The organism is Rheinheimera sp. B2H12, assembly GCF_059620065.1.
The window spans coordinates 4,832,333-4,854,148 of record NZ_CM184363.1; the positions used below are offsets into that span (position 1 = coordinate 4,832,333).

General features: G+C 50.2%; 15 protein-coding genes. 3 read left to right on the top strand and 12 right to left on the bottom strand.

Going from position 1 to position 21,816, the window contains the following annotated elements; all coding sequences use genetic code 11:
* The first annotated feature begins 223 nt into the window (after positions 1-223).
* The gene (locus AC53GJ_RS20630) at positions 224-1,561 is read left to right on the top strand and encodes an AAA family ATPase (RefSeq protein ID WP_496730282.1); all 1,338 of its coding nucleotides are present in this window, start codon (positions 224-226) and stop codon (positions 1,559-1,561) included.
* A 3-nt stretch (positions 1,562-1,564) separates the two neighbouring features.
* Entirely contained in the window at positions 1,565-2,440 is an 876-nt protein-coding gene (locus AC53GJ_RS20635; RefSeq protein WP_496730283.1) for a DUF4435 domain-containing protein, read from the top strand.
* Positions 2,441-2,548: 108 nt separating this feature from the next.
* Here AC53GJ_RS20635 and ilvA read toward each other — a convergent pair whose 3' ends face one another.
* The 4 genes from ilvA to ilvG all read right to left on the bottom strand — a co-directional run bounded on the left by ilvA (position 2,549) and on the right by ilvG (position 8,140).
* Positions 2,549-4,057 carry a threonine ammonia-lyase, biosynthetic gene (gene ilvA, locus AC53GJ_RS20640; RefSeq protein ID WP_496732830.1) on the bottom strand — a complete coding sequence of 503 codons (1,509 nt, stop codon included), beginning with the start codon at positions 4,055-4,057 and terminating at the stop codon, positions 2,549-2,551.
* Positions 4,058-4,197: 140 nt separating this feature from the next.
* A complete protein-coding gene (ilvD, locus tag AC53GJ_RS20645) occupies positions 4,198-6,051 on the bottom strand; it encodes a dihydroxy-acid dehydratase (protein WP_496730284.1) in 1,854 nt (617 codons plus the stop codon).
* Between the two features lie 137 nt (positions 6,052-6,188).
* On the bottom strand, positions 6,189-6,455 hold the full coding sequence (gene ilvM / locus AC53GJ_RS20650; protein ID WP_496730285.1) for an acetolactate synthase 2 small subunit: 267 nt from the start codon (positions 6,453-6,455) through the stop codon (positions 6,189-6,191).
* Positions 6,456-6,472: 17 nt separating this feature from the next.
* Positions 6,473-8,140 carry an acetolactate synthase 2 catalytic subunit gene (ilvG, locus tag AC53GJ_RS20655; RefSeq protein ID WP_496730286.1) on the bottom strand — a complete coding sequence of 556 codons (1,668 nt, stop codon included), beginning with the start codon at positions 8,138-8,140 and terminating at the stop codon, positions 6,473-6,475.
* A gap of 591 nt (positions 8,141-8,731) precedes the next feature.
* Here ilvG and AC53GJ_RS20660 point away from each other — a divergent pair.
* On the top strand, positions 8,732-8,986 hold the full coding sequence (locus AC53GJ_RS20660) for a DUF1289 domain-containing protein (protein WP_496730287.1): 255 nt from the start codon (positions 8,732-8,734) through the stop codon (positions 8,984-8,986).
* Here the strand turns inward: AC53GJ_RS20660 and AC53GJ_RS20665 are convergent.
* The 8 genes from AC53GJ_RS20665 to AC53GJ_RS20700 all read right to left on the bottom strand — a co-directional run bounded on the left by AC53GJ_RS20665 (position 8,983) and on the right by AC53GJ_RS20700 (position 21,816).
* The gene (locus AC53GJ_RS20665; protein ID WP_496730288.1) at positions 8,983-10,398 is read right to left on the bottom strand and encodes a hypothetical protein; all 1,416 of its coding nucleotides are present in this window, start codon (positions 10,396-10,398) and stop codon (positions 8,983-8,985) included. The genes AC53GJ_RS20660 and AC53GJ_RS20665 overlap by 4 nt on opposite strands.
* A 53-nt stretch (positions 10,399-10,451) precedes the next feature.
* Positions 10,452-11,867 carry a hypothetical protein gene (locus AC53GJ_RS20670; protein ID WP_496730289.1) on the bottom strand — a complete coding sequence of 472 codons (1,416 nt, stop codon included), beginning with the start codon at positions 11,865-11,867 and terminating at the stop codon, positions 10,452-10,454.
* Between the two features lie 97 nt (positions 11,868-11,964).
* Entirely contained in the window at positions 11,965-12,732 is a 768-nt protein-coding gene (locus AC53GJ_RS20675) for a hypothetical protein (protein ID WP_496730290.1), read from the bottom strand.
* A gap of 66 nt (positions 12,733-12,798) precedes the next feature.
* Positions 12,799-13,689, bottom strand: a complete 891-nt coding sequence (locus AC53GJ_RS20680) for a Hint domain-containing protein (protein ID WP_496730291.1) — start codon at positions 13,687-13,689, stop codon at positions 12,799-12,801.
* A 10-nt stretch (positions 13,690-13,699) separates the two neighbouring features.
* Positions 13,700-15,217: a S8 family serine peptidase gene (locus tag AC53GJ_RS20685; protein WP_496730292.1), complete on the bottom strand. Its 1,518-nt coding sequence runs from the start codon at positions 15,215-15,217 to the stop codon at positions 13,700-13,702.
* Between the two features lie 293 nt (positions 15,218-15,510).
* Positions 15,511-17,271 carry an alpha-amylase family glycosyl hydrolase gene (locus AC53GJ_RS20690; RefSeq protein WP_496730293.1) on the bottom strand — a complete coding sequence of 587 codons (1,761 nt, stop codon included), beginning with the start codon at positions 17,269-17,271 and terminating at the stop codon, positions 15,511-15,513.
* A 164-nt stretch (positions 17,272-17,435) separates the two neighbouring features.
* A complete protein-coding gene (locus tag AC53GJ_RS20695) occupies positions 17,436-18,422 on the bottom strand; it encodes a catalase family peroxidase (protein ID WP_496730294.1) in 987 nt (328 codons plus the stop codon).
* Positions 18,423-18,579: 157 nt separating this feature from the next.
* The gene (locus AC53GJ_RS20700; RefSeq protein WP_496730295.1) at positions 18,580-21,816 is read right to left on the bottom strand and encodes an efflux RND transporter permease subunit; all 3,237 of its coding nucleotides are present in this window, start codon (positions 21,814-21,816) and stop codon (positions 18,580-18,582) included.

Sequence of the window (21,816 nt, forward strand, 5' to 3'; positions counted from 1 at the left end):
CTTGCCGTTTCTGAATGGCTGTTTTAAGTTGGTGGATAACAAGTTACCACTGTAACGAAGTTGCCGGAAAAGGACGTTTGGCAGTTTAGTTTTCTTTGGCCCTCTGGCCATTAAATATCCCGCTAAACATTTTCTGCATTTCTTTTGGCGACTTCATATTTATCTGGGACAAAACGTAAGACCTGACCCCGTGCGTTGTGCACGAACTATAAAAGTGAGAACTATGATACTTAAAAGATTTATTGCAACCAACGTGCATGGTTATCTTAACTTTGATATTGAATTCAAAGATGACTTGAACTTTCTTTATGGGCATAACGGGTGCGGAAAGACAACAGCATTAAATATGATCGATGGAATTTTAACGCCGAACATCAGAAAAATACAATCAGTACCTTTTGATAGTGCAACCATCGAGTTCAAAATTCATCAGTCGGATACCACATACTCTATCAGGGTTGTTAAAACTAACAATGTTATAAAAATAACTGCCAACATACCATCAAAAAATTTTGAGAGTGATAAAACAATAGAAGTCATCAACATAAAAAACATAGAGCGACATATCACAGATGTGGAATTAAAATTTTTTGAAGACATTAAAAAAATACAGAAACCTATATTCGTGACGCTAGACAGAAAATCAAACTTTGACAAAAAAAACTCAGACAAATCTTCTATGCCATGGATTAGAAGAATCCATATTCGAGATGATGAAGAAGAATACTATGATGAAGATGATGACTCAATCCTTGGGCAGGTAAAGAAACTAATTTCAAGCCATCAATTATTTGTCGATAAGAGAACGATATTCGAAAATGAAAAAATAAAGCAAAAAATATTAGTTGACGCATTCTCTGTAACAGATATAAATCCAAGCTTCAGCATAGAAAACCTCCCAAAAATTGAAGAAATAGAAGAAAAGAAAAAAATAATTTATAGCTCGATTGGTGATTTAAATTTAGATGAGAAAACAACAACTGCAATCAAAGAAGAAACAGTAAAATTTTTCGAAAATCTGTCACAGAAGATAAAAAAGATAAATGAAAACAAAGGAACAAAAAAAGACAATGAACATGGGCAGATGGAAGCGTTAACTTTTGTCTTTATAAATAGTGCTCAAATAAGCAGAATAAATAGAATCGTTGAATTCATTAAAGAACTAAACGAAAGCAAGAAACGACTAAATGAAAAGTCAGTCTTATTCGAGGAAATTATCAATTCATTCTTCAGCCAGACTGGAAAGAAAATATCTATAGCAAAGGGAAAACTGAAAATAGAAGTCAAGGGAACACCGATTGAGGTTGGCTCCTTGTCATCCGGAGAAACACAAATAATCACTATGTTTGCCCACTTGATATTCGATAAAAAAGTTAACAGCAAAGGTTGTTTTATTATCGATGAACCAGAGCTCTCTTTGCATCTCGCATGGCAGGAAATGTTTGTTAGTCAAATACAAAAAGCGAGCCCATCCTTGCAGCTTATATTTGCCACTCATTCACCAGCAATTATAAATGGAAAAGATTTATTCTGCGTGCCAATTACAAAAATAGTGATTTAAAACATGATTCCAAAATATAAAGATACGTACGCTTCAAGTGTAGGCGTTTTATTTAGAACATTGCAAAATATAGAAATCTATGTAGAGGATGATGGTAGCGAAGAGTTTTATTTGACACTACTCAATAGATTAGCACCAGACACAGGTAAAATAGTTAAAATAATAGCGTTAAACGGATACGAGAATACAATTCGCGCTGCAAACGACTTTGATTACAGCTATCCAAGAATTTTCATTGTTGATGGCGATTTCAAATGGTTTGACGGTGAGATTAAAGATCCTAGCAGAGTTTGGAGGCATAGTTTTTATTGCATTGAAAACATCCTTTTCTGCAAAGATGCAGCAACAACAATAGTAAAGGAAACAATAGGAAACATTTCACATGAAAATGCGCTTAAGATTTTAAACTGGGATGAAATAAACAAATCTGATGTGGTAAAAATATTCGATCTTTTTGTTGTTTTTTCTCTTGCAAATAAAATGGCACCTGAAATAGCCACTGTTAGCAGGAAAATTTCATCATTCATTACTCAGAATAAAAATGAAGCAGTACTTGACAATGCAAAAATAGAAAAAACAATAAATGAAATACTCACCTCATTAAAGGAAAAAAATCCAGATGTAGATTTAAATAAACTACTAAAGGAACAGAGAGATAAGTTAGAACCATACGGTGACCGGATCATATCTGGAAAAGATTTTTTACTCCCACTACTTGACATTAAATTAAAGAGCGCTTGCAAACCAGTAATGACTAAAGACTCAAGAAACTATAGACTTGCAAAGCATTGTAACTTGGAGAAAATAGCTGGTATTTCACAATTTATAACAGATCAAGTCTCAAGCTGGAAAGACAACCAACCTATTCAAAACAGATAGACAATAACTAGACCGAATAACGATTAATTATTTTAATAATCAACTCCATTTCATACGGAATTTCAATTTTAATAATCCCCTATTTGAAATTCCGTTTCACTCGTCACCTCACCCAGCCATCAAAAACGTCCGATAAGCTCTATTCCCCGTCACCAGCTGATAAGGATACCCCAAAGCCTCCAAATGCCCTTCAATCTCAGCCGGATCGGCAATTTCAAAACCCGCTAAAACATCGCCAGTAGCCGCCCCATGATTACGATAATGAAATAAAGTGATATTCCACTTTTCGCCCAGCGTATTAAGGAAATTCATCAAAGCACCCGGATATTCCGGGAAATTAAACTGGTACACCTGCTCTTGCACTAAACGTGGTGGCATACCGCCAATCATATAACGCACATGTAACTTGGCGAGTTCATCATCAGACAGATCCTGATAGTCATAACCCGCTGCCGATAACGCCTGATTGACCTGTTGCAGCTCTTCCGCGCCGCTTCTGAGTTTAATGCCGACAAAAATATGCGCCTTGTTATCCGAAGCATAACGATAGTTAAACTCAGTAATAGCACGGCCGCCAAGGGTTTCGCAGAAGCGGCGGAAACTGCCTTTTTCTTCCGGAATAGTGACCGCAAACACCGCTTCTTTTTTCTCACCGAGTTCGCAGCGCTCAGACACATAACGCAAGGTATCAAAATTCAGATTGGCACCGGACAGCACGGCAGCAAAATTCTGGCTATGGTCAGCCAAAGCGGCGTATTTTTTAAGTCCCGCCAACGCCAAAGCTCCGGCTGGTTCTGCCACCGCACGCAGGTCTTCAAAAATATCTTTAATGGCGGCGCAGATTTCATCGCTGGACACTGTCACCACATCGTCGCAATACAGCTGCGCCAGTTTAAAGTTTTCACTGCCGATGCGTTTCACCGCCACACCGTCGGCAAATAAGCCTACGCGGGGTAAAGTCACAGGCGCGCCGTTCAGCATTGCTACTTCTAAACAATTGGCGTCATCCGGTTCAACGCCAATTACCCGCACATTCGGCAGTACAGCTTTGATATAGACCGCCATGCCCGCCAGCAAACCACCGCCGCCAACCGGAATAAATACCGCATCTAGCTTGTTGTGCTGAGTCAGTAATTCTTTCGCCACAGTGCCTTGGCCTGCAATCACATCCGCATCGTCGAACGGCGGAATGTAGACCGCGCCTTGGGTGGCCGCCAGTTCAATGGCAAAACGGTTGGCTTCGTCAAAGGCGGTACCGTGCAACATCACATGGCCACCGCGCGCCCGCACCGCCGCCACTTTAATTTCCGGCGTGGTGATCGGCATCACAATAGTGGCATGTAAGCCAAGTTTACTGGCCGACAGCGCTACACCCTGGGCGTGGTTGCCAGCCGAAGCACACACGACCTGCGCCGTTGGATTTTGTGCCGCCACTTTATGCAGTTTATGAAAAGCGCCGCGCAGCTTAAAGGAATACACCGGCTGGTGATCTTCACGTTTAAGCAGCACATGATGCCCCAGCCGCTGCGCTAATTTCGGCATGGCCTGCAGCGGTGTTTCCACCGCCGCCTGATACACTGGCGATAGCAATATTTCGCGTAAATACTGCTGTTGCAGCACTTGCGCTTCGGCCGCGGTCAGCAAGCTTGGCGGATAGGCCGGGTTGCGGCCACTGCCCACAACGTCCGTTACCTCAGCTTCGGCCAGCGGCGCCTCAGTCTCAGCCAGCGGCGCTAGCGTTTTGAATGCCGCCTGACTCATAATTCTTCCAGTTTTGATAAATCCCGCACCGCGCCTTTATCGGCACTGCTTGCCAGCATGGCATAAGCTTTCAGCGCCGGGCTTACTACACGGACGCGATCAACAGGTTTCCACGCCAGTTTGCCTTTGGCCTCCATCGCTTCGCGCCGTTTTTGTAATTCAGCATCGCTGATGCGAATTTGAATCAAGCGGTTTGGAATATCGATATCAATACCATCGCCGTCTTGCACCAGCGCGATAGCACCACCGCTGGCCGCTTCCGGTGACACATGGCCAATCGACAAACCCGAAGTACCACCGGAGAAACGGCCATCGGTGATTAAGGCACAAGCTTTACCCAGCCCCATCGACTTTAAGTAACTGGTTGGATACAACATTTCTTGCATACCCGGACCACCTTTTGGCCCTTCGTAGCGAATAATCACCACATCGCCAGCCACCACATTGCCTGCCAAAATGGCTGCGACCGATTCATCCTGGCTTTCAAAAATGCGGGCGACACCGTTAAATACCAGGTTGTCTTTATCAACACCGGCAGTTTTCACAATACAACCATTCGGCGCTAAGTTGCCGTACAGCACCGCTAAACCACCGTCTTGCGAGTAGGCGTTTTCCAAACTTCGGATACAACCTTCAGCGCGGTCATCGTCCAGCGTCGGATAACGGCAACTTTGGGAAAAGGCCTGGGTGGTGCGAATACCGGCCGGGCCAGCGCGGTAGAAGTCTTTTACCGCCTGATCCTGGGTGGTCATAATGTCATAACGCGCTAACACATCACCCAAGGAGCTCCCAGCCACATGCGGTGTATTTGGGTTCAGTAAACCGGCACGGTTTAATTCGGCCAGAATGGCAATCACCCCCCCTGCTCTATGCACATCTTCCATATGGTATTTTTGCGTCGAAGGCGCCACTTTGGATAAATGCGGCACCATGCGCGACAGACGGTCGATATCGTTCATGCCAAAATCAACTTCAGCTTCAATAGCTGCGGCCAGTAAATGCAGCACGGTATTGGTGGAGCCGCCCATGGCGATATCCAGCATCATGGCGTTTTCAAAAGCCGTTTTATTGGCAATCGAACGTGGCAAAGCGCTGGCATCATCCTGTTTATACCAGCGGTTGCACAGCTCCATAATACGTTCGCCAGCACTGATAAACAGCGCTTTGCGGTCGCTATGGGTGGCCAGCATAGAACCATTGCCCGGCTGACCTAAGCCTAAAGCTTCCACTAAACAATTCATTGAGTTGGCGGTAAACATACCAGAGCAGGAGCCGCAGGTCGGACAGGCGCTTTTTTCAATTTTTTCGCTGTCTTCGTCGCTGACATTGGGGTTGGCAGCCGACACCATGGCATCAACTAAGTCGAGCTTGATAATTTGATCCGACAGCTTGGTTTTACCGGCTTCCATCGGCCCGCCTGAGACAAAAATGGCCGGAATATTGAGGCGCAGCGCCGCCATTAACATGCCTGGGGTGATTTTGTCGCAATTGGAAATACAGACCATGGCGTCGGCGCAGTGGCCGTTCACCATATATTCCACCGAGTCGGCAATAATTTCGCGCGAAGGCAAGCTATACAACATGCCGCCGTGCCCCATGGCAATGCCGTCGTCGATGGCGATGGTATTAAATTCTTTGGCAATACCGCCCGCCGCTTCAATGGCTTCGGCCACTAACTTACCAAGATCGCGTAAATGCACATGGCCCGGGACAAATTGGGTAAAAGAGTTCACCACAGCAATAATGGGCTTGCCGAAATCGGTATCTTTGACGCCGGTGGCGCGCCATAACGCGCGGGCGCCCGCCATATTGCGGCCTTCGGTGGTGGTGGCTGAACGTAATTTAGGCATGCGGTTTACTCCTGCATTTCTTGAATTGAATGCTGACGTGGTGTTCAAGGCGACGTCAGCGCAAAGTTATTGAGTTCAGGGCCACTTGGTTGTGATGATCGCCAGCCCATCGTGGGGCTGGTCGTTATTGTTTTTGCTCAAGCAATTAAAGCTGCAGTCACAGCCGCAGTGGCATGCAACTCCAGCTGTTGTACATCGTATAACTTATTCAGTTGCGCCGTCAGCAGGCTGATCGGTTTGTCAGTCAGAATAGTCAGGGTCACCAGCAGACCGCTCATATCGGCCAGCGGTTTCATTTCCATGCCCGCCAGCTGAAAACCACGGTAGCGGGTCACTTGCAATAAACGTTCAACGGCGACGACTTCCAGGCCGGTCTGGATAGTTAAAGTATGTTGGGTGCGCATCTCGTTGGTCCTCATGGCTATTCTTCCCATTGTGGCAAATCAGTCATCATGTCGTGGTTGGCAGCACCTGGCGGTACTAAGGGCCAGACGTTGTCGGTTTCATCAATCCGCACGTGCAATAAATAAGGCCCAGGCCAGCTAAACATCGCTTCCAGCGCATCGGCCACTTCGTCCTTGCGGCTGATGCTATGACCCGGAATGGCAAAAGCGGCGGCCAGCGAGACAAAATCCGGGTTATCGGATAAATCGGTTTCACTGTAACGACCGGCGAAAAACAGCTGCTGCCATTGTTTCACCATGCCAAGGCGCTGGTTGTCGATCACCACAATTTTCACCGGCAACCGGAATCTTTTGATGGTGGCCAGCTCCTGTACATTCATCATAAAAGAACCATCGCCGCTGACCACAATCGAGGTATCCTGCGGCCTGGAAATTTGCGCGCCAATGGCGGCCGGTAAGCCAAAACCCATGGTGCCAAGGCCACCGCTGCTTAAGTGATTGCGCGGCGTGGAAAACCGCATATGCTGCGCCACCCACATTTGATGCTGGCCCACATCACAGCTCACCACCGAATTATCCGGCATCCGCTCGCTTAGTTGCTTTAACAGTAAAGGCGCATAAATGCGTTCACCCGGATGGTCATAACGCCAGCCAAATTGTTGTTTTAATTGCAAACAATGTTGCTGCCAGGCCTGACACTGCACCGATGTGACCAATTGCGGCAATAACTGGCGTAAATCGCCCAGCATGGCGCAGTCGGCACGGCGCAGTTTATTCAGCTCTGCCGGATCGATATCGAGGTGGATCACCTTGGCTTCAGGGGCAAATTTCTGCAGATTGCCGGTGACCCGGTCATCAAAACGGGCGCCTAAACAGATGAGTAAATCAGTTTGTTGCACTGCTAAATTCGCCGCCTGGGTACCATGCATACCAAGCATACTTAAATAATACGGATTGCTTTGCTCGACCGACCCCATGGCTTTTAAGGTGGTGACACTAGGAATACCGGTTTGTTGCAAAAAGTCGTTCAGCTCGGTTAAAGCACCGGCCATATGCACGCCACCGCCAATATAGGCGATCGGCTTGCTGGCCTGGCTCAGTAAGGTGCGCGCCAGTTGTAATTGTGGCTCCGGCATGGCTGCCAGATGCGGGTTCACTGCCGTTAACGGGCGAGGCGCAACGTAGTCGGCCTGGGCTAATTGCACGTCTTTCGGAATATCCACCAGCACCGGGCCTGGCCGGCCACTTTGTGCCAATACAAAAGCCTGGCGCAGCGTGTCGGCTAAGTCCGCCACATTTTTCACTAAAAAACTGTGCTTAGTCACCGTCAGCGACAAGCCGAGCACATCCACTTCCTGAAAAGCATCAGTGCCAGCCACAGCTTGTGAGACTTGACCGGTGATCGCGACCACTGGCACTGAGTCCAGCAGTGCATCAGCCAAGGAGGTGATTAAATTGGTGGCGCCAGGGCCTGAGGTTGCCATACAGACACCGGTACGGCCGGAAGCTCGGGCATAACCGATGGCGGAGAAAGCGCCGCCTTGCTCATGCCGACAGAGGTAATGTTTGACCGGGCTTTGATAGAGTGCGTCGTAAATCGGCATGATAGCGCCGCCAGGATAGCCAAAAATGCTATCTACCTTGTGCTCTGTCAGCAGTTTGATCACTAATTCCGCGCCCGTCATACCCTTATCCTCTGTGTTGCATCTGCTCTGCATAGTTGCTGCGCTCTGAAGCGTCAGCGCTGGTCCAGCGTGCCCGGTAGCGCCATTTGCGCTCACCGGCCCCGCTGCTTCGCATTTTCCGGGGCCTTAAAACGACAAAACCCCCGGACCTTGCGGTGCGGGGGTTTTGCTGGAATCTGGTTTTTTCGTCTATCTAAAACCCAAATGGCAGCCCCCGCGGCGACTAATAATCACCACGACGAGGACCACAATAATGTTCAGGTTGCTGGTTAAACGCATTTTAGTAAGCAATAACTCTGTTGGTTATATGAAAAATAATGCTGTGCATCACAGCTGCCCAGCGGTGCTGGTGCGAATGACCAATAGAAATAGCCGTCTGGCGCGCTGAAGTCAACTGTTTTTTGCACTCAAGTTAAAAATAGCCAGCTATACGGCTATTGCTGTCAGATGCATCAGGCTGGAGTGGCCAATCTGGCAACGAAAAAAAGCGGGCCCTGCCGCAAAATTCAGTGCTGATCGCAGAGGTTGGCAAGCTGGCTGCCGATTGGTTAGACTGCAATCAGCTGCTTAGTGATGAAAAAATAACCCGGCATGGATCAACTCGAACTTTTTGATTTACCGAATCCTTGTATTGGCATTTGCCAAAGCAATAACCGCGGCTATTGCATCGGTTGTTTGCGCTCAAGGGATGAACGCTTTAACTGGCATCAAAAGCCTGCGGCGGAACGGGCGCGGATCTTAAAGTTGCTGGAACAGCGCCGCGCCCGGCGTGCACAGGCCAAACTTAGCGCAAGTGGAAACACCGATCAGCAGCAGGATCCCACCGCCGATTTATTTGCCGATTAAGGCAAATACTGCAATCGGAACACTTCATGCTGCCGGTGCAACAACGGGTCCTGTAATTTACAGGCAACCGGATTCGTATTGCCTGTAGCAGTGCAGAGTGGCGGGGTTAATGCTTGTTTGAGTTGCCCGATGAGCTGATCTGACCAGGCGGCGGCAGCAAACTGGCTTTGGCGTAAGTGGATCAGTCTGGATATGACCACTGGAGCTGCCCAGGACGTTTGTTCATCACATAAAGCCCCATAGCCAAGGCCGGAAGCTGCGGGGATGCGATAGGCCGAAGCCTGAGTCTGGCACGGCAGACTAGCCGCATCGTAAGCAAAGTTAATCAGCACATCTAAGACCGCTAACGAATTTTGCTGATCGGCAGGTAAAGCCGGCGACATCGCAGTGGGAACCCCCTGAGCACTGAGGCCAGACGACGTCAGCCCGGTATTGTAAAATCCGGCACGGATCCGGTGCGGCAAGACCGCTTGATCCAATGGGAAACGGTTCGGATCGTTATTAACCACCCCGGCCTGCACTGCCAATAATTTCGGGCTGTTAAATAACATTTGATAAAACGGCTGGTAGGCCTGCAGTAGAGCGGCATACTGCGATGCTGGCGGCGGAATGGCACAGCGTTGCGCAGCAATTCTGATGCCTTCCCGCTCGTAACCTGCCGACATATTCAGCCATTCGACGTCCTGCCCCAGGATCAACGTCTGATAAAATTGTTCACTGAGCGCACTAATTTTAGCGGTCAGTGCCGGAATATCAGCGCGACAGAATTCATCCTGAAACAAAGTCGCGAACTCAGGCAATTTCACCACCACCAGCTCAGCTTGCGGATTATGTTCAGCCAGATAACTGAGCGCCACGCTGCCATGTCCGGCGTAGGGCTGGGTAAAACCTCTGGCCAGCCGCTGAACTTCGGTTTGCAAAGGTGATAACCATTGCGCTGGCATAAAACCATGTTCAGATCCAGACTGATGAAATTGGCGCAGTTGCTGGTAGAGATCAGGGATAAAATCTGGCACTTTCACAGCGGCATCATGCGGCTCCAACTGGCCCAAACGGGTGTAATGCCAGTAACTTTTAATCCGATGCCGGTAAGTCTGGGTGGCCAGAAAATCCATCCCATCGGTATCCAACAGCAGAATTGTCTGATCAGTTTTCAGATACTGAGGTTCAAACCGGCCTTCACTAAAACGCATAGTGCGGGTGGCACAACCGCTTTCAGGGCAAGTTAGCCCCTGTAACCACTGTTGCTGCAAAGGCAGCCAACTGACCAGTCGGCTCTTGAGTTGCTCGACACCGGACACGGGTGGCGGTGGTGGAGGTGGCGGCGCTGGCGAATTAACTGCAGAACCACCGCCACAGCCAAAGCCGCATAACAACAACCCCAACAGACAACTAATGCTGACAACCTTCATAGCTACCTTCCATCCACGACAACCATAACATTGACAACAGAATCTGGTTGCAGTTAAGGCAAATACTGCAATCGAAACACTTCATGTTGCCGGTGCAATAACGGGTCCTGCAATTTACAGGCAACCGGACTAGCATTGCCTGCAGCAGTACAGAGTGGCGGGGTTAATGCCTGTTTGAGTTGGGTAATCAACTGATCAGACCAGGCGGCGGCAGCAAACTGACTCTGCCGCAAGTGGATCAGCCTAGATACGACCACCGGAGCTGCCCAGGACGGATGATCTTGGCAAAAAGCACTGTAACCAAATCCCAGCGAAGAAGCTCTGTGATAGGAATAGGGTTTTGCTGCACAAGGCAGTTGACTGTCGTCATACGAGAAGTTCACCAGCACATCCAGCACTGACCATGAATTTTGCAGAAAATCAGCGAGTACCGGCGCAGCAACAGCAGGCACGCCTTGTGGGTTTAAGCCTGATGGTTGTAGTCCGGTATTAAAAGCGGCGGCTCTGATCCGATGCGGCAAGGCTGCTTGATCTAATGGAAAACGAACCGGATTGTTATTCAGCACACCAGCTTGCACCGACAGTAATTTTGGACTGTTAAACAACATCTGATAAAACGGCTGATAAGCATTTAACAAATCTGCATACAAAGTGGCAGCAGGCGGCTGAGGACAGCTTTGCGCTCTTTTCTGGATCATATCCAGGTCATAACCAGCCGACATATTCAGAAATTCAACATCCTGCCCCAGGATCAGCGTCTGATAAAATTGTTCACTGAGCGCGCTGATTTTATTCGTCAATGCGGGGATATTCGCCGAGCAAAACTCGTCCCGAAACAACAGGGCAAAATCAGGCAGATTCACCGCCACCAATTCAGCCTGCGGATTGTGCTCCGCCAGATAACTTAATACGATGCCGCCATGACCAAAATAAGGCTGGCTAACGCCTTTAGCCAGTCGACTGATTTCGGTATTGAACTCAGTTAACCATGCAGCCGGTACAAAGCCATCGGCAGATCCAGCCTGATGAAACTGACGCAAACGCTGATATAGTTCAGGGACAAAGGTAGGCACTGTGATGGCGGTATCTCTGGCTTCCAACTGCCCCTGACTATTGTAATGCCAGTAGCTTTTTAAACGATGCCGGTATGACAGCATACTGACAAAATCCATCCCCCACTCATCCAGCACCAAAATGGTCTGATCGGTTTTCAGATACTGAGGTTCAAACCGGCCTTCACTAAAACTCACAGTGCGGGTTGGACAACCGGTGTCAGGGCAAGTTAGCCCCTGTAACCACTGTTGCTGCAAAGGCAGCCAACTGGCCAGTCGGCTTTTGAGTTGTTCCACCCCTGACACGGGTGGTGGCGGCGGCGGTGGTGGTGGTGGTGACTGAGTTGCCGAACCTCCACCACAGGCAGTCAATAGCATGCAGGTGCTATACAACAAGAAAAATTGCCAAATCTTCAATTGAATCCCTCCTTGACCATCAATTCCGTGCTAGCGTGCCTTAAACGGCTACGAAAAACTATCCACAACAAGTAAATATAACAATTTTGTACATTTATTATTCTTTTGTAAATCGTTGGAATGCTACTGCAGTTTTAGCAAGTTGCTGCGCCTGTTCAAATCCGTATTGCTGTTCCAGCGCATCGGATAAGGTCAAACCATAAATTTTACTGACTGCTCTTCCCAGTTCAGGCTTGAAACCTAATTCAGCGACTATCAAATCTAAATTATCCTCGGTTGGCGTCTGACTCAGATACTTCAGTCGGATCCTGAGTAAGTCGGCTAAGTCCTGGTCCTGCGCTTTACGAAATGACTGGCCTTGTTGTGCCTGCACTTCCAACACTGTCGTGAGCTGCTGAATGGTTTGTTCCAGTGGTTTAATATCGCCAAGCCGGGCCGTTTCTTCCAATAACTTGATGGCGTAGAGCCGACTGAGTGCCTGCTCAGCGCCAAATTGTTGCTCAGCAAAATTCAGATCTGTCAGTATGTTGCCAGCCAGTACCAGTTGCGCAGGTTGCCGGCTTAATTCAGCCAGCGTCTGGCGCTGGATCTGCTGACCACTGATATGGTCGCTGATCTGATGTAACCTGCGGGCATGACCCAATAATTGTTCCGCCGCACTTGCTGACACCGCAGGCACAGGTAATTGTTGATCTAACTGTTGTAACAATTGTTGACTTAGTTGCTGCTGCCGTTGCTGTAATTGCTCAGTGCCAACTGCGACTGGGGCTGTCACAGTCGGTGCTGCTATTGAACCCGAGAAACTGACATAATAAAACCCAGCTGCTGCGCAGAGCAGCACCAGAAAAATTCTGAACATCTTCATGCTGATATCCCTATTAAACAGGCACCGGCTTCATTCCCGGTGCCTTCTTCGCCACAAATTACGCTGTTATTGACGAATGGTAACCCGACCTAAGTCTGCCGCCCGTTGGTTTTGCCAGACTAAATCACCGACCAGCACGCCTTCGGCCACAATGATATGGTTCAGATCAGAATCGCCATGAGTTTCAAAATTCACAACATCTGTTTCGATACTGACCCGTTCAATCGCATCAATGGCCACTACATCGCCGTTGGCGGCAATAAACTGATCAGTCATGGTGACATCTTTCGCCGCGACCACCCGACCATCGTTTAATACCATGCCATGATGCTGCGTCACCGCCAGTTGTTTGCCATTGCTTAACACAAAGCGATATAACGGAGCTTCTTCCGGACCTTTGGTAATGAGATTGATGCCACGATAATCCTGATGCAATGTCTGACGTGTCGCATCCGACTGCAACGCCAGTAACTGATGTTGCTTGGTAATATCAGCGGCAGCAACATCCAGTACAACTCCGTTTAAACGCGCACTGATCAAGGTTTCAGGGTCAAAACAGCCACACTTACAAACAGCACCAATCTCCGGATAATCACCAAAAGTATCCACCACCGGGAAATAGCCATTCTGCAGCGCCCAGTCATAAGCGCGTTGTGTCAGCAAATTTAAACTAAAAGCATGATCAAGCCTGGCTTTACATTGCTGTGGACTCAATGGTCTGTTGGCGCAACGTGACAGATCTTTATTTGCAGTTTCAATAAACTGCGCCACATCCATAATGTTAGTTGGCGTCACTACACCACCACCATCACCCGGACCTTCAGGCTGCTCCGGATAAGGTTCAAGTTCGACCCGACTCACAGTCGGCGCATCAGTGGCGGGTTCTGCAGCCATTAAAGGCAGACCGGCAAGCACCAGCGTAGCGCTGAAAAACAAAGCTAAATTTTTGATTTTCATAAAAATTTCCTTATTGATAAGATGCAGTTAGCGTGACATTGGTGAAAGCGGTATAGCCATAAACCAGGATTTGCCAATCACCACTTTGTGGCGATTGGATCAAACATTGTTCCTGATTGGTATCCGGATTTTCAGAAGCGCAGCTATGTAATATCGGATCAGGACGATCATTGTGCATCAGATACAAATCGACATCGCCACTGCCGCCTGAGGTTTTCACCGTCAGTCGGCCTTTGCCAGCAGGCACATTCAGACTGTAATAATGATCGCTGTTGCGTGCACCGCTCAGCGTGACCTGTAGGGCTGGTGGTGGTTCGGCAGTTCCTCCTTCAGTGTAAACTAAGCGGTTGGGTGAACCAGCACCAGCGTTGCCGACTACATTTGGCGTGGCGGTATTGATCAGGGTCTGAGCCAGTTGTGCTGGTGTCTGCGCTGGATTCGCCTGCAGATATAAAGCGGCAGCGCCTGCAACATGTGGTGCCGCCATCGAGGTACCGCTGATGGTATTGCTACCACCATTATTCCAGGCCGATTTGATATCACTGCCTGGGGCAAAAATTTTCAGACAGTTACCATAACTGGAAAAGCTCGAACGCTGATCGGTATTGGTGGTTGACCCTACTGTAAAAGCTTTGGCAGCCCGGGCTGGTGACGAGCCACAAGCATTGTTATTGCTGTTACCAGCAGCCACCACAAATAAAATCCCGCGGTCAACGGCCGCATTCACCGCATCATCCAGCGCCTGCGAAGCGCCACCGCCCAGACTCATATTCGCCACTTTAGGCTGGCCATTGGCCTGAGCCGCCACCCAGTTCACCCCGGCAATAACGCCAGCAGTTGTACCAGAGCCGTTACAGCCAAGCACCCTGACCCCAACCACATTCGCTTGCTTGGCGACACCATATTCAGTGCCGGCAATAGTACCTGCCACGTGCGTGCCATGACCATTACAGTCCTGTGCCACATTGTCATTATCAATGAAGTCATAACCGTTACTGGCACGGCCGCCAAAGTCACTGTGGTTGATCATCACCCCAGTATCAATGACAAATGCGGTGACGGCCTGACCAGTCTGCGCCGGATTAAATTGTTGATTTAATGGCAATTGGCGCTGGTCAATGCGATCGAGCCCCCACGGCGGATTGACTTGTGCACTCACTAACTGTGGTGCCAGCTGAATTTTGCGGTTGGGTTCAATGTAAGCAACGGCGGCATGCTGCCGTAACTCTTTTAATTGCTGCGCGTTTGCAATCACCAAAGCACCGCTGATACTGTGACTATACTGCTGCTGCACTGTGACACCGGTCTGATTGACCAGCAAATCGACCTGCTGCTGGGTCCATTGCTGCTGTTGCTGCAATGACTGCAAACCCGGCGTATTTTTATGAAAAACCACAATGTACTGATTGGCAATATTCGTTTGCTCAACCAGTGGGTGACCGGCACTCCTGAGTTGTTGTTGCGCCAGCACCTGACCAGAACCCAACGCGCACAATACCGCGAGGCCTACAGGGGTTAAATAATTCATACATGTTCCTTGTGAAAGACCCGTCCTGATACTTCACGACAAATCCCCAACCGACGGGAGGTCAGAGTCAGAAGCAGCTCAAAACTAGTAGGAAGATGTAAGAAAACAAGACTAATTGGCAGGTATCAACAATTCATCAACTGCAACAAAGCTGGTCACGACTTTGTGTAATTTTTATACAGCCACTGTCACGGCTTTGTCATGCTGTGCTGGAGAGGACGCTGTCAAAGTGTGCCAAGGGCGTGACAGGAAAACAGCGTCGGCACTGACTTTTCCTGCCACCATCTTTTACCCTATTGACTGCGTGACTGTTGCCATATCCGTAACTGCCAGGGGCCGATGCTGGTGCTGGCAGCATCATCCTCACGCCAGATGTTTTGCCAGTGCTCATTGTGCTGCAACCCAGCCGGGATTGGCTGCGGCTGATCAGATAGATTCAGCAACAACAACGTCTGTGCACCGGCCAGACTGCGGTTGATTTGCAGCAGTGGGCTGTCCGCCAGCTGTTCGGCCTGATAACTGCCGGCAACACTGAATTCTGGCCGCGTTTTTTTCAGTTGGATCAGTAACTGATACAGCCGCCATAACGACTGAGGTTGAGCTTGTTGTTCAGCTACTGTGACACCAGCACTCAGTTGGCTGGCGAGAAATGCCGGCCACCAATCGGTGCTTTGCTGCGGTGGAAACAAGGTTCCAGACTGCACCCAAGCCTGCGGCGCTTTGGTAAAACCGGCTTGTGCTGACGGGTCCCACAGCATCGGGGCCCGGCGCTGGATATGTTCGGCATCGGAAGCCTGACTTAAACCAATTTCTTCGCCGTAATACAGGTAACTGGTACCGGGTGAGCTGAGCAGCATAGCAGCAGCCAGCTTAGCTTTGGCCTGATTGCCCGCCACTTGATAACCAATTCTGGGTTGATCATGGTTGGTCAGGAAGGGACTGAAATAGCCAAGCGGCACTTTGGTCGCCAGCCGCTTTAGATAATTTTGCTGCAACAGCTGTTGAGCACCTGTGGCCATGGCTTGTTGCATAGTGCCAAACTCGGCTTTGACGCCAGCATCACCTTGTAATAACGCCAACACCTGATAGCCAAATTCAAAGTCAAAACCGGCATCTAAGCCTTTACCGTCAACATAATAACTGGCGGCAATGGGTAAATCGGCCCAGGCTTCGCCCACCAGTAACGCATTGGGTTGCACCGAACGGACATAACTGCTGAAATCCTGCCAATAAGCCTGGGTTTGGGCGGTATCGGCCTGCTGCCGGGGACCATTTTCAATGGCATAACGCACCGCATCGAGTCGGAAGCCGGCCACCCCTTTGTCGAGCCAGAATTTGGCCATTTTTTTCATTTCAGCCACCACAGCACTCTGGGTCAGATCCAGATCCGGCTGCGACGGGCCAAAAGCGCTGTAATAATATTGTTTGCGCACTGGATGATAATGCCAGACCGCTTTTGGATCGGTTTTAGTGCTATCCCAGGCTGGCCCCCAGCCATCGGTCGGCAGCTCAGTGCGCCAGATAAAATAGTCGCGATAAGGCGCTTCGCCTTTGGCCGAGCGCTGAAACCAGTCATGTTGATCTGAAATATGATTGATGACTAAATCGAGGATCACCTTGATATTTTTACTGCTGGCAGCCTGGATCAGCTGTTCAAACTGCGCCATGCTGCCGTAATCCGCTTCCACCTGATAAAACTCAGTAAAATCATAACCATGATAACTAGGTGCTTCAAATATCGGCGTGAGCCAGATGGCGTCAACCCCTAACTCAGCCAGATAAGGCAACCGGCTTTGGATGCCGGCAAAATCACCATGACCATTGGCATCACTATCGGCAAAACTACGTGGCCAAATCTGGTAGATCACCGCATCCTGCCACCAGTTGGCAGTGAGTGGCTTGAGGCCATCCGTTGCAACTGGCTTGCCGGCAGCAGTTGCTGTGCTCTGGGTTGACGACGGCGTCGCTGGCGCTGCGGGATTGCTATCAGGCTGGCAAGCCAGCAGTGTGCCAGCCGCCAGTGCCAGCAGCAGGCGGGAAAGTATCGGTTTCATCGCTTATCCTGTTGATTTATTGTCTTTCTTGCGCCCGGCAACAGTGTTAAACGCTCGCTATTGCCAGACACAGCTAAGCTTCAGCTTAGTCGAAATCAGCTCTCGCAGGACAGTCGCTGCATACGTTTGCAGCCGATAACCGGCATTTTTACCTTCACCGCAACTTACTGACCACTCAGTCTTTTGCCAAAAGACACGGCATAAGCGGCTGAACGCATCTGCAGCACCGGATCGGCACTTGGACTGATGCCAGTTGCCAGCACATTAGGGTCAAAATTCAGGTTGTTGCAGGCGGTGCCGCCACTTTGGTTGATCCTAAGCTCACCACCGCTGATGATCTGGCGCTCGGCCGGCCAGGCTTGTGATGGATCCAATAACTGATCCGCCGCTGTCGCCAGCACCAGTTGCAACCGGAATCGCACCGGACCTTGCTTTAACCGTTGCTGCAAACGCTGTTCAAGGAACTCGGTCGGTGCGGCGTTGATTTCGGCACTGGTTAATCCCTGCTGGCCATCGACAGGTTCAAACTGCCAGCGCACAGCCTGTTGTTGACCGTCCTTATTGGTCAAGATAAAACTATGCAGGCCAAAATAGCTGGTAGTCGCATAACTTGCTGGAGGAGCAGTTTTGCTAAGGTAACTGGCTTGCGCCTGAGTATCCGGATGTGCCTGCCGGTAAGCGGCAATTTTCGCACTGTTCGGCTTGCCTGTGGCCGCATCCGGTATCGATGCCTGCAACAAGCCTAAAAAGCTATCCGGATCTTTGGCGCCAAACACCGGCGTCGACAACAGCGCAAAATGCTGCAGTTCGCCATTGGCCAGCTGAATTTGCGCCGCCATACCACGTGGACTACGACTATTTTCGGCCGCTTTCGGATTGCCACCGGCCATCGAAAAACGACCGTGCAACGGATACACAGCGCCACTGAATAAAGCAGAGTTGCTGTAACGGGCCAGCGCCGGATCGCCCTGAAACTCGCCGCTGAAACAAAATCCTTTGGCATGCCCTTTTCGCACACCTTTGTGTTCACCAAAAATCTTGCCAAAGGTCTCAATAAAAGCGGTCGGGGTCGCCGTTTCAGCTAGCGAGCTGACAGGCCACAACAGCGTGCTGAGTAAACTCAGGCAGAACAGGGGTTTGTTTAGCATCATAGTTCCTTATTACCAAAAAGACAGCGCTCCCCCTCATCCGGCAAGATTCGGCAGAGCGCACAAGGGAGTGGGCAGTAGACCGGCAACGGGCACCAGGACTTACCACCATTGCGACCAAAGCCCCGGCAATTACGTTAGGGCGTTTGCTGCAGGTCCGTCATTGCTCAGACGGCAACTGATTTTGCTGGTAGTGATACGCGTAATACACGACCGGGATCACCAGCAAGGTCAGCAGCGTCGAGACCAGGATGCCGAAGATCAGCGCCACCGCCAGACCGCCAAAAATCGGATCATCCAGAATAAAAAATGCCCCCAGCATGGCCGCCAGCCCGGTCAGAATAATTGGCCGCGCCCGCACTGCCGAGGCATGGATCACCGCTTGCTGCAAAGCCACTCCTTGCGCCACCTGCTGCTGTATAGAATCGACCAGCAAAATTGAGTTACGCACTATGATGCCCGCCAGCGCAATCATGCCGATCATAGACGTTGCAGTGAACTGGGTATCCAACAGCCAATGGCCCGGCATAATGCCAATGATGGTCAGCGGAATAGGCGCCATAATAATCAGCGGCACGCCATAAGATTTAAACTGCGCCACCACCAGTAAGTAAATCATGATCAGGCCCACGCCATAAGCGATGCCCATATCGCGGAAGGTTTCAAAGGTAATTTGCCACTCGCCGTCCCACTTAATGCTGATGCTGTCGGTGTGTTCTGGAGCGCTGAGCAGCGCCTGCGGCATGGCCGCTGTGGCTGTGGCCAGTGCCGCTTTGATCTGCAGCATGCCATAAAGCGGACTATCCAACCCGCCCGCCAAATCAGCAGTGACAAAAACTACTGGCCTTAAGTCTTTGCGATAAATGGTATTTTCCCGCGTTGTCACCAGCCGTTGGGTTACTTCTGCTAAAGCCACAGTACCGCCCTGGACTGTGGGTACCGGCAATTGCAGCAACTGTTGCCAGTCGGCAATGGCCCCTTGTTGCAGTTTCAGTACCACAGGCGTCAGGCTGTAACTTTGCTCATTGCGCAAATAACCGGCGTTGGCGCCCTCTACCGCCAGTTGAATCGTCTGGCTGACAGTGGCCACCGATACCCCAAGCTGAGCCGCTTTGGCCTGGTCCACCACCAGTTGCCACAACGGCTGCGGCGCTTCCACTGTGCTGTCGATATCGACAATATTGTCAACCAAAGCAAAGCTTTGCATTAAGTCTTTGGCAGCAGTTAATTGCGCAGGATACGCAGGTCCGTACACTTCCGCCACCAGCGGCGCCATCACCGGCGGACCGGGCGGTACCTCCACCAGCTTAATGCTGGCGCCAGTTTGTGCTGCCAGTGCTGCCAGCGCTGGTCGCACTCGCAGTGCAATGGCGTGGCTTTGTTCGGCTCTGTCTAACCGACCGGCTAAATTCACCTGCACATCGCCCTGCCACGGAGACTGCCGTAAATAATATTGCCGCACTAAGCCATTAAAGTTAATAGGTGCCGCCGTACCGGCATAAGTTTGCAGATGGGTAACTTCCGGCAATTGCAGCAATGCCTGACTGACTTGCTGCAGCACGGCCTCGGTTTGTTCCAGCGTGCTGCCTTCAGCTAAATCAACCACCACCTGAAATTCAGATTTATTATCAAACGGCAGCATTTTCAGCACCACCTGCTGGCTGGTGACCAGCAGCACCGACACACTGATGGCCGCCAATAAGCCAACCAAGAGTTTGATCCGGTTCAGCCGACCCTGCCGGGCGGCCAGAAATGGACACATCAGGCGGCGAAACAGCGACTCCAGTTTAGCGGAGACCTCTTGATGGCCTGCAGCTACAGACGCACTATGGTTGGCGAACACCTTTAAAAACAACCAGGGGGTAAAAATAAAAGCCACCAGCAAAGAAATCAGCATGCCCATACTGGCGTTGATGGGGATCGGGCTCATATAAGGTCCCATCAGCCCGCTGACAAAGGCCATCGGTAATAGCGCAGCTATCACGGTGAAGGTCGCTAAAATGGTTGGCGCGCCCACTTCTTCGACCGCCAACGGGATCAACTCGCTCAGTTGTTGTTTGCCTTGCAACCAATGCCGGTGCAGGTTTTCTACCACCACTATGGCATCGTCCACCAAAATACCAATGGAAAAAATCAGCGCAAACAACGACACCCGGTTCAGGGTAAAACCATAAGCCCAGGACGCAAATAAGGTCAGCGCCAGCGTGATAATCACAGCCATCCCCACCACAAAAGCTTCGCGCCAGCCAAGGGCAAAACCAACCAGCAACACCACAGATAAAGTGGCAAACAGCAGTTTATGGATCAGGGTATCGGCTTTATCTTTGGCGGTATCACCGTAGTTACGACTGACGGTCACTTCAATGTCCTGCCCCAGATAATGCTGCTTGAGGTAGGCCACTTTTGCTAACATGGCTTGCGTGACGTCAACCGCATTAAAACCGGCTTGTTTGGCCACGGCTATGGTCACCGCCGGGCTTTGCAGCAACTGCCCGGTCGCTGGCTGTAATTGCACATGTTGCACATAACTGACAGGCTCAGCACTGCCGAGCTCAATCTCGGCAACATCAGACAGATACACCGGCAACATGGCGCTGCCAGTGGCGGCGGAGCCAGCGTGCACTGCCACCACCAACTGCCCCAACTGCGCCGGCGTGGTTAAAAAATTACCGGCCTGCAGCTGAATTTGCTGATTGGGTGCCAGCAAAGCCTGGCTTTGACTGAGCCAGTTATTTTGCTGTAAGGCTTGTTGCAGCAGCGGTAAACTCAGTTGATACGCCTGTAACCGCGCCGGATCCAGCCGCACCGAGACCTGCTGTTGTGGTCCGCCAATGCTGTAGATATCGCGGCTGCCGGCGACTTGTTGCAACTGTTCACTCAGGCCTTTGGCGGCACTGTGCAGATCTGCCGCTGTGATCGCCGGATTTTTACTCCATAACGTCAAGGCAAACACCGGCACGTCATCAATGCCTTTGGGTTTGATCAGCACAGCACCAATCTTGCTGTCCGCCGGTTGCCAGTCGGCTTTGGCGTAAAAAGCATTGTACAGCCGGACCAAAGCCTCAGTGCGTGGTTCACCCACTTTAAACTGCACCGTCAGCACAGCCCGACCCGGTTCCGACACTGAGTACACATGCTCCACACCAGCAATCTCAGCAATAATTTTTTCTGCCGGCAGCGCGACCTGCCGCTCCACCATGGCAGCGGAAGCGCCCTGATAAGCAATAAAAACGTTGGCAAAAGTCACTTCAATTTGTGGCTCTTCTTCCCGTGGCGTCACCAGCACCGCAAATAAGCCAAGCAGAAAACCAACCAGCGCCAGCAAAGGCGTGATTTGATTTTGTTTAAAATAGCCGGCAAGGCCGCCGGAAATACCAAGTTTGTGCACTGTGCTCAT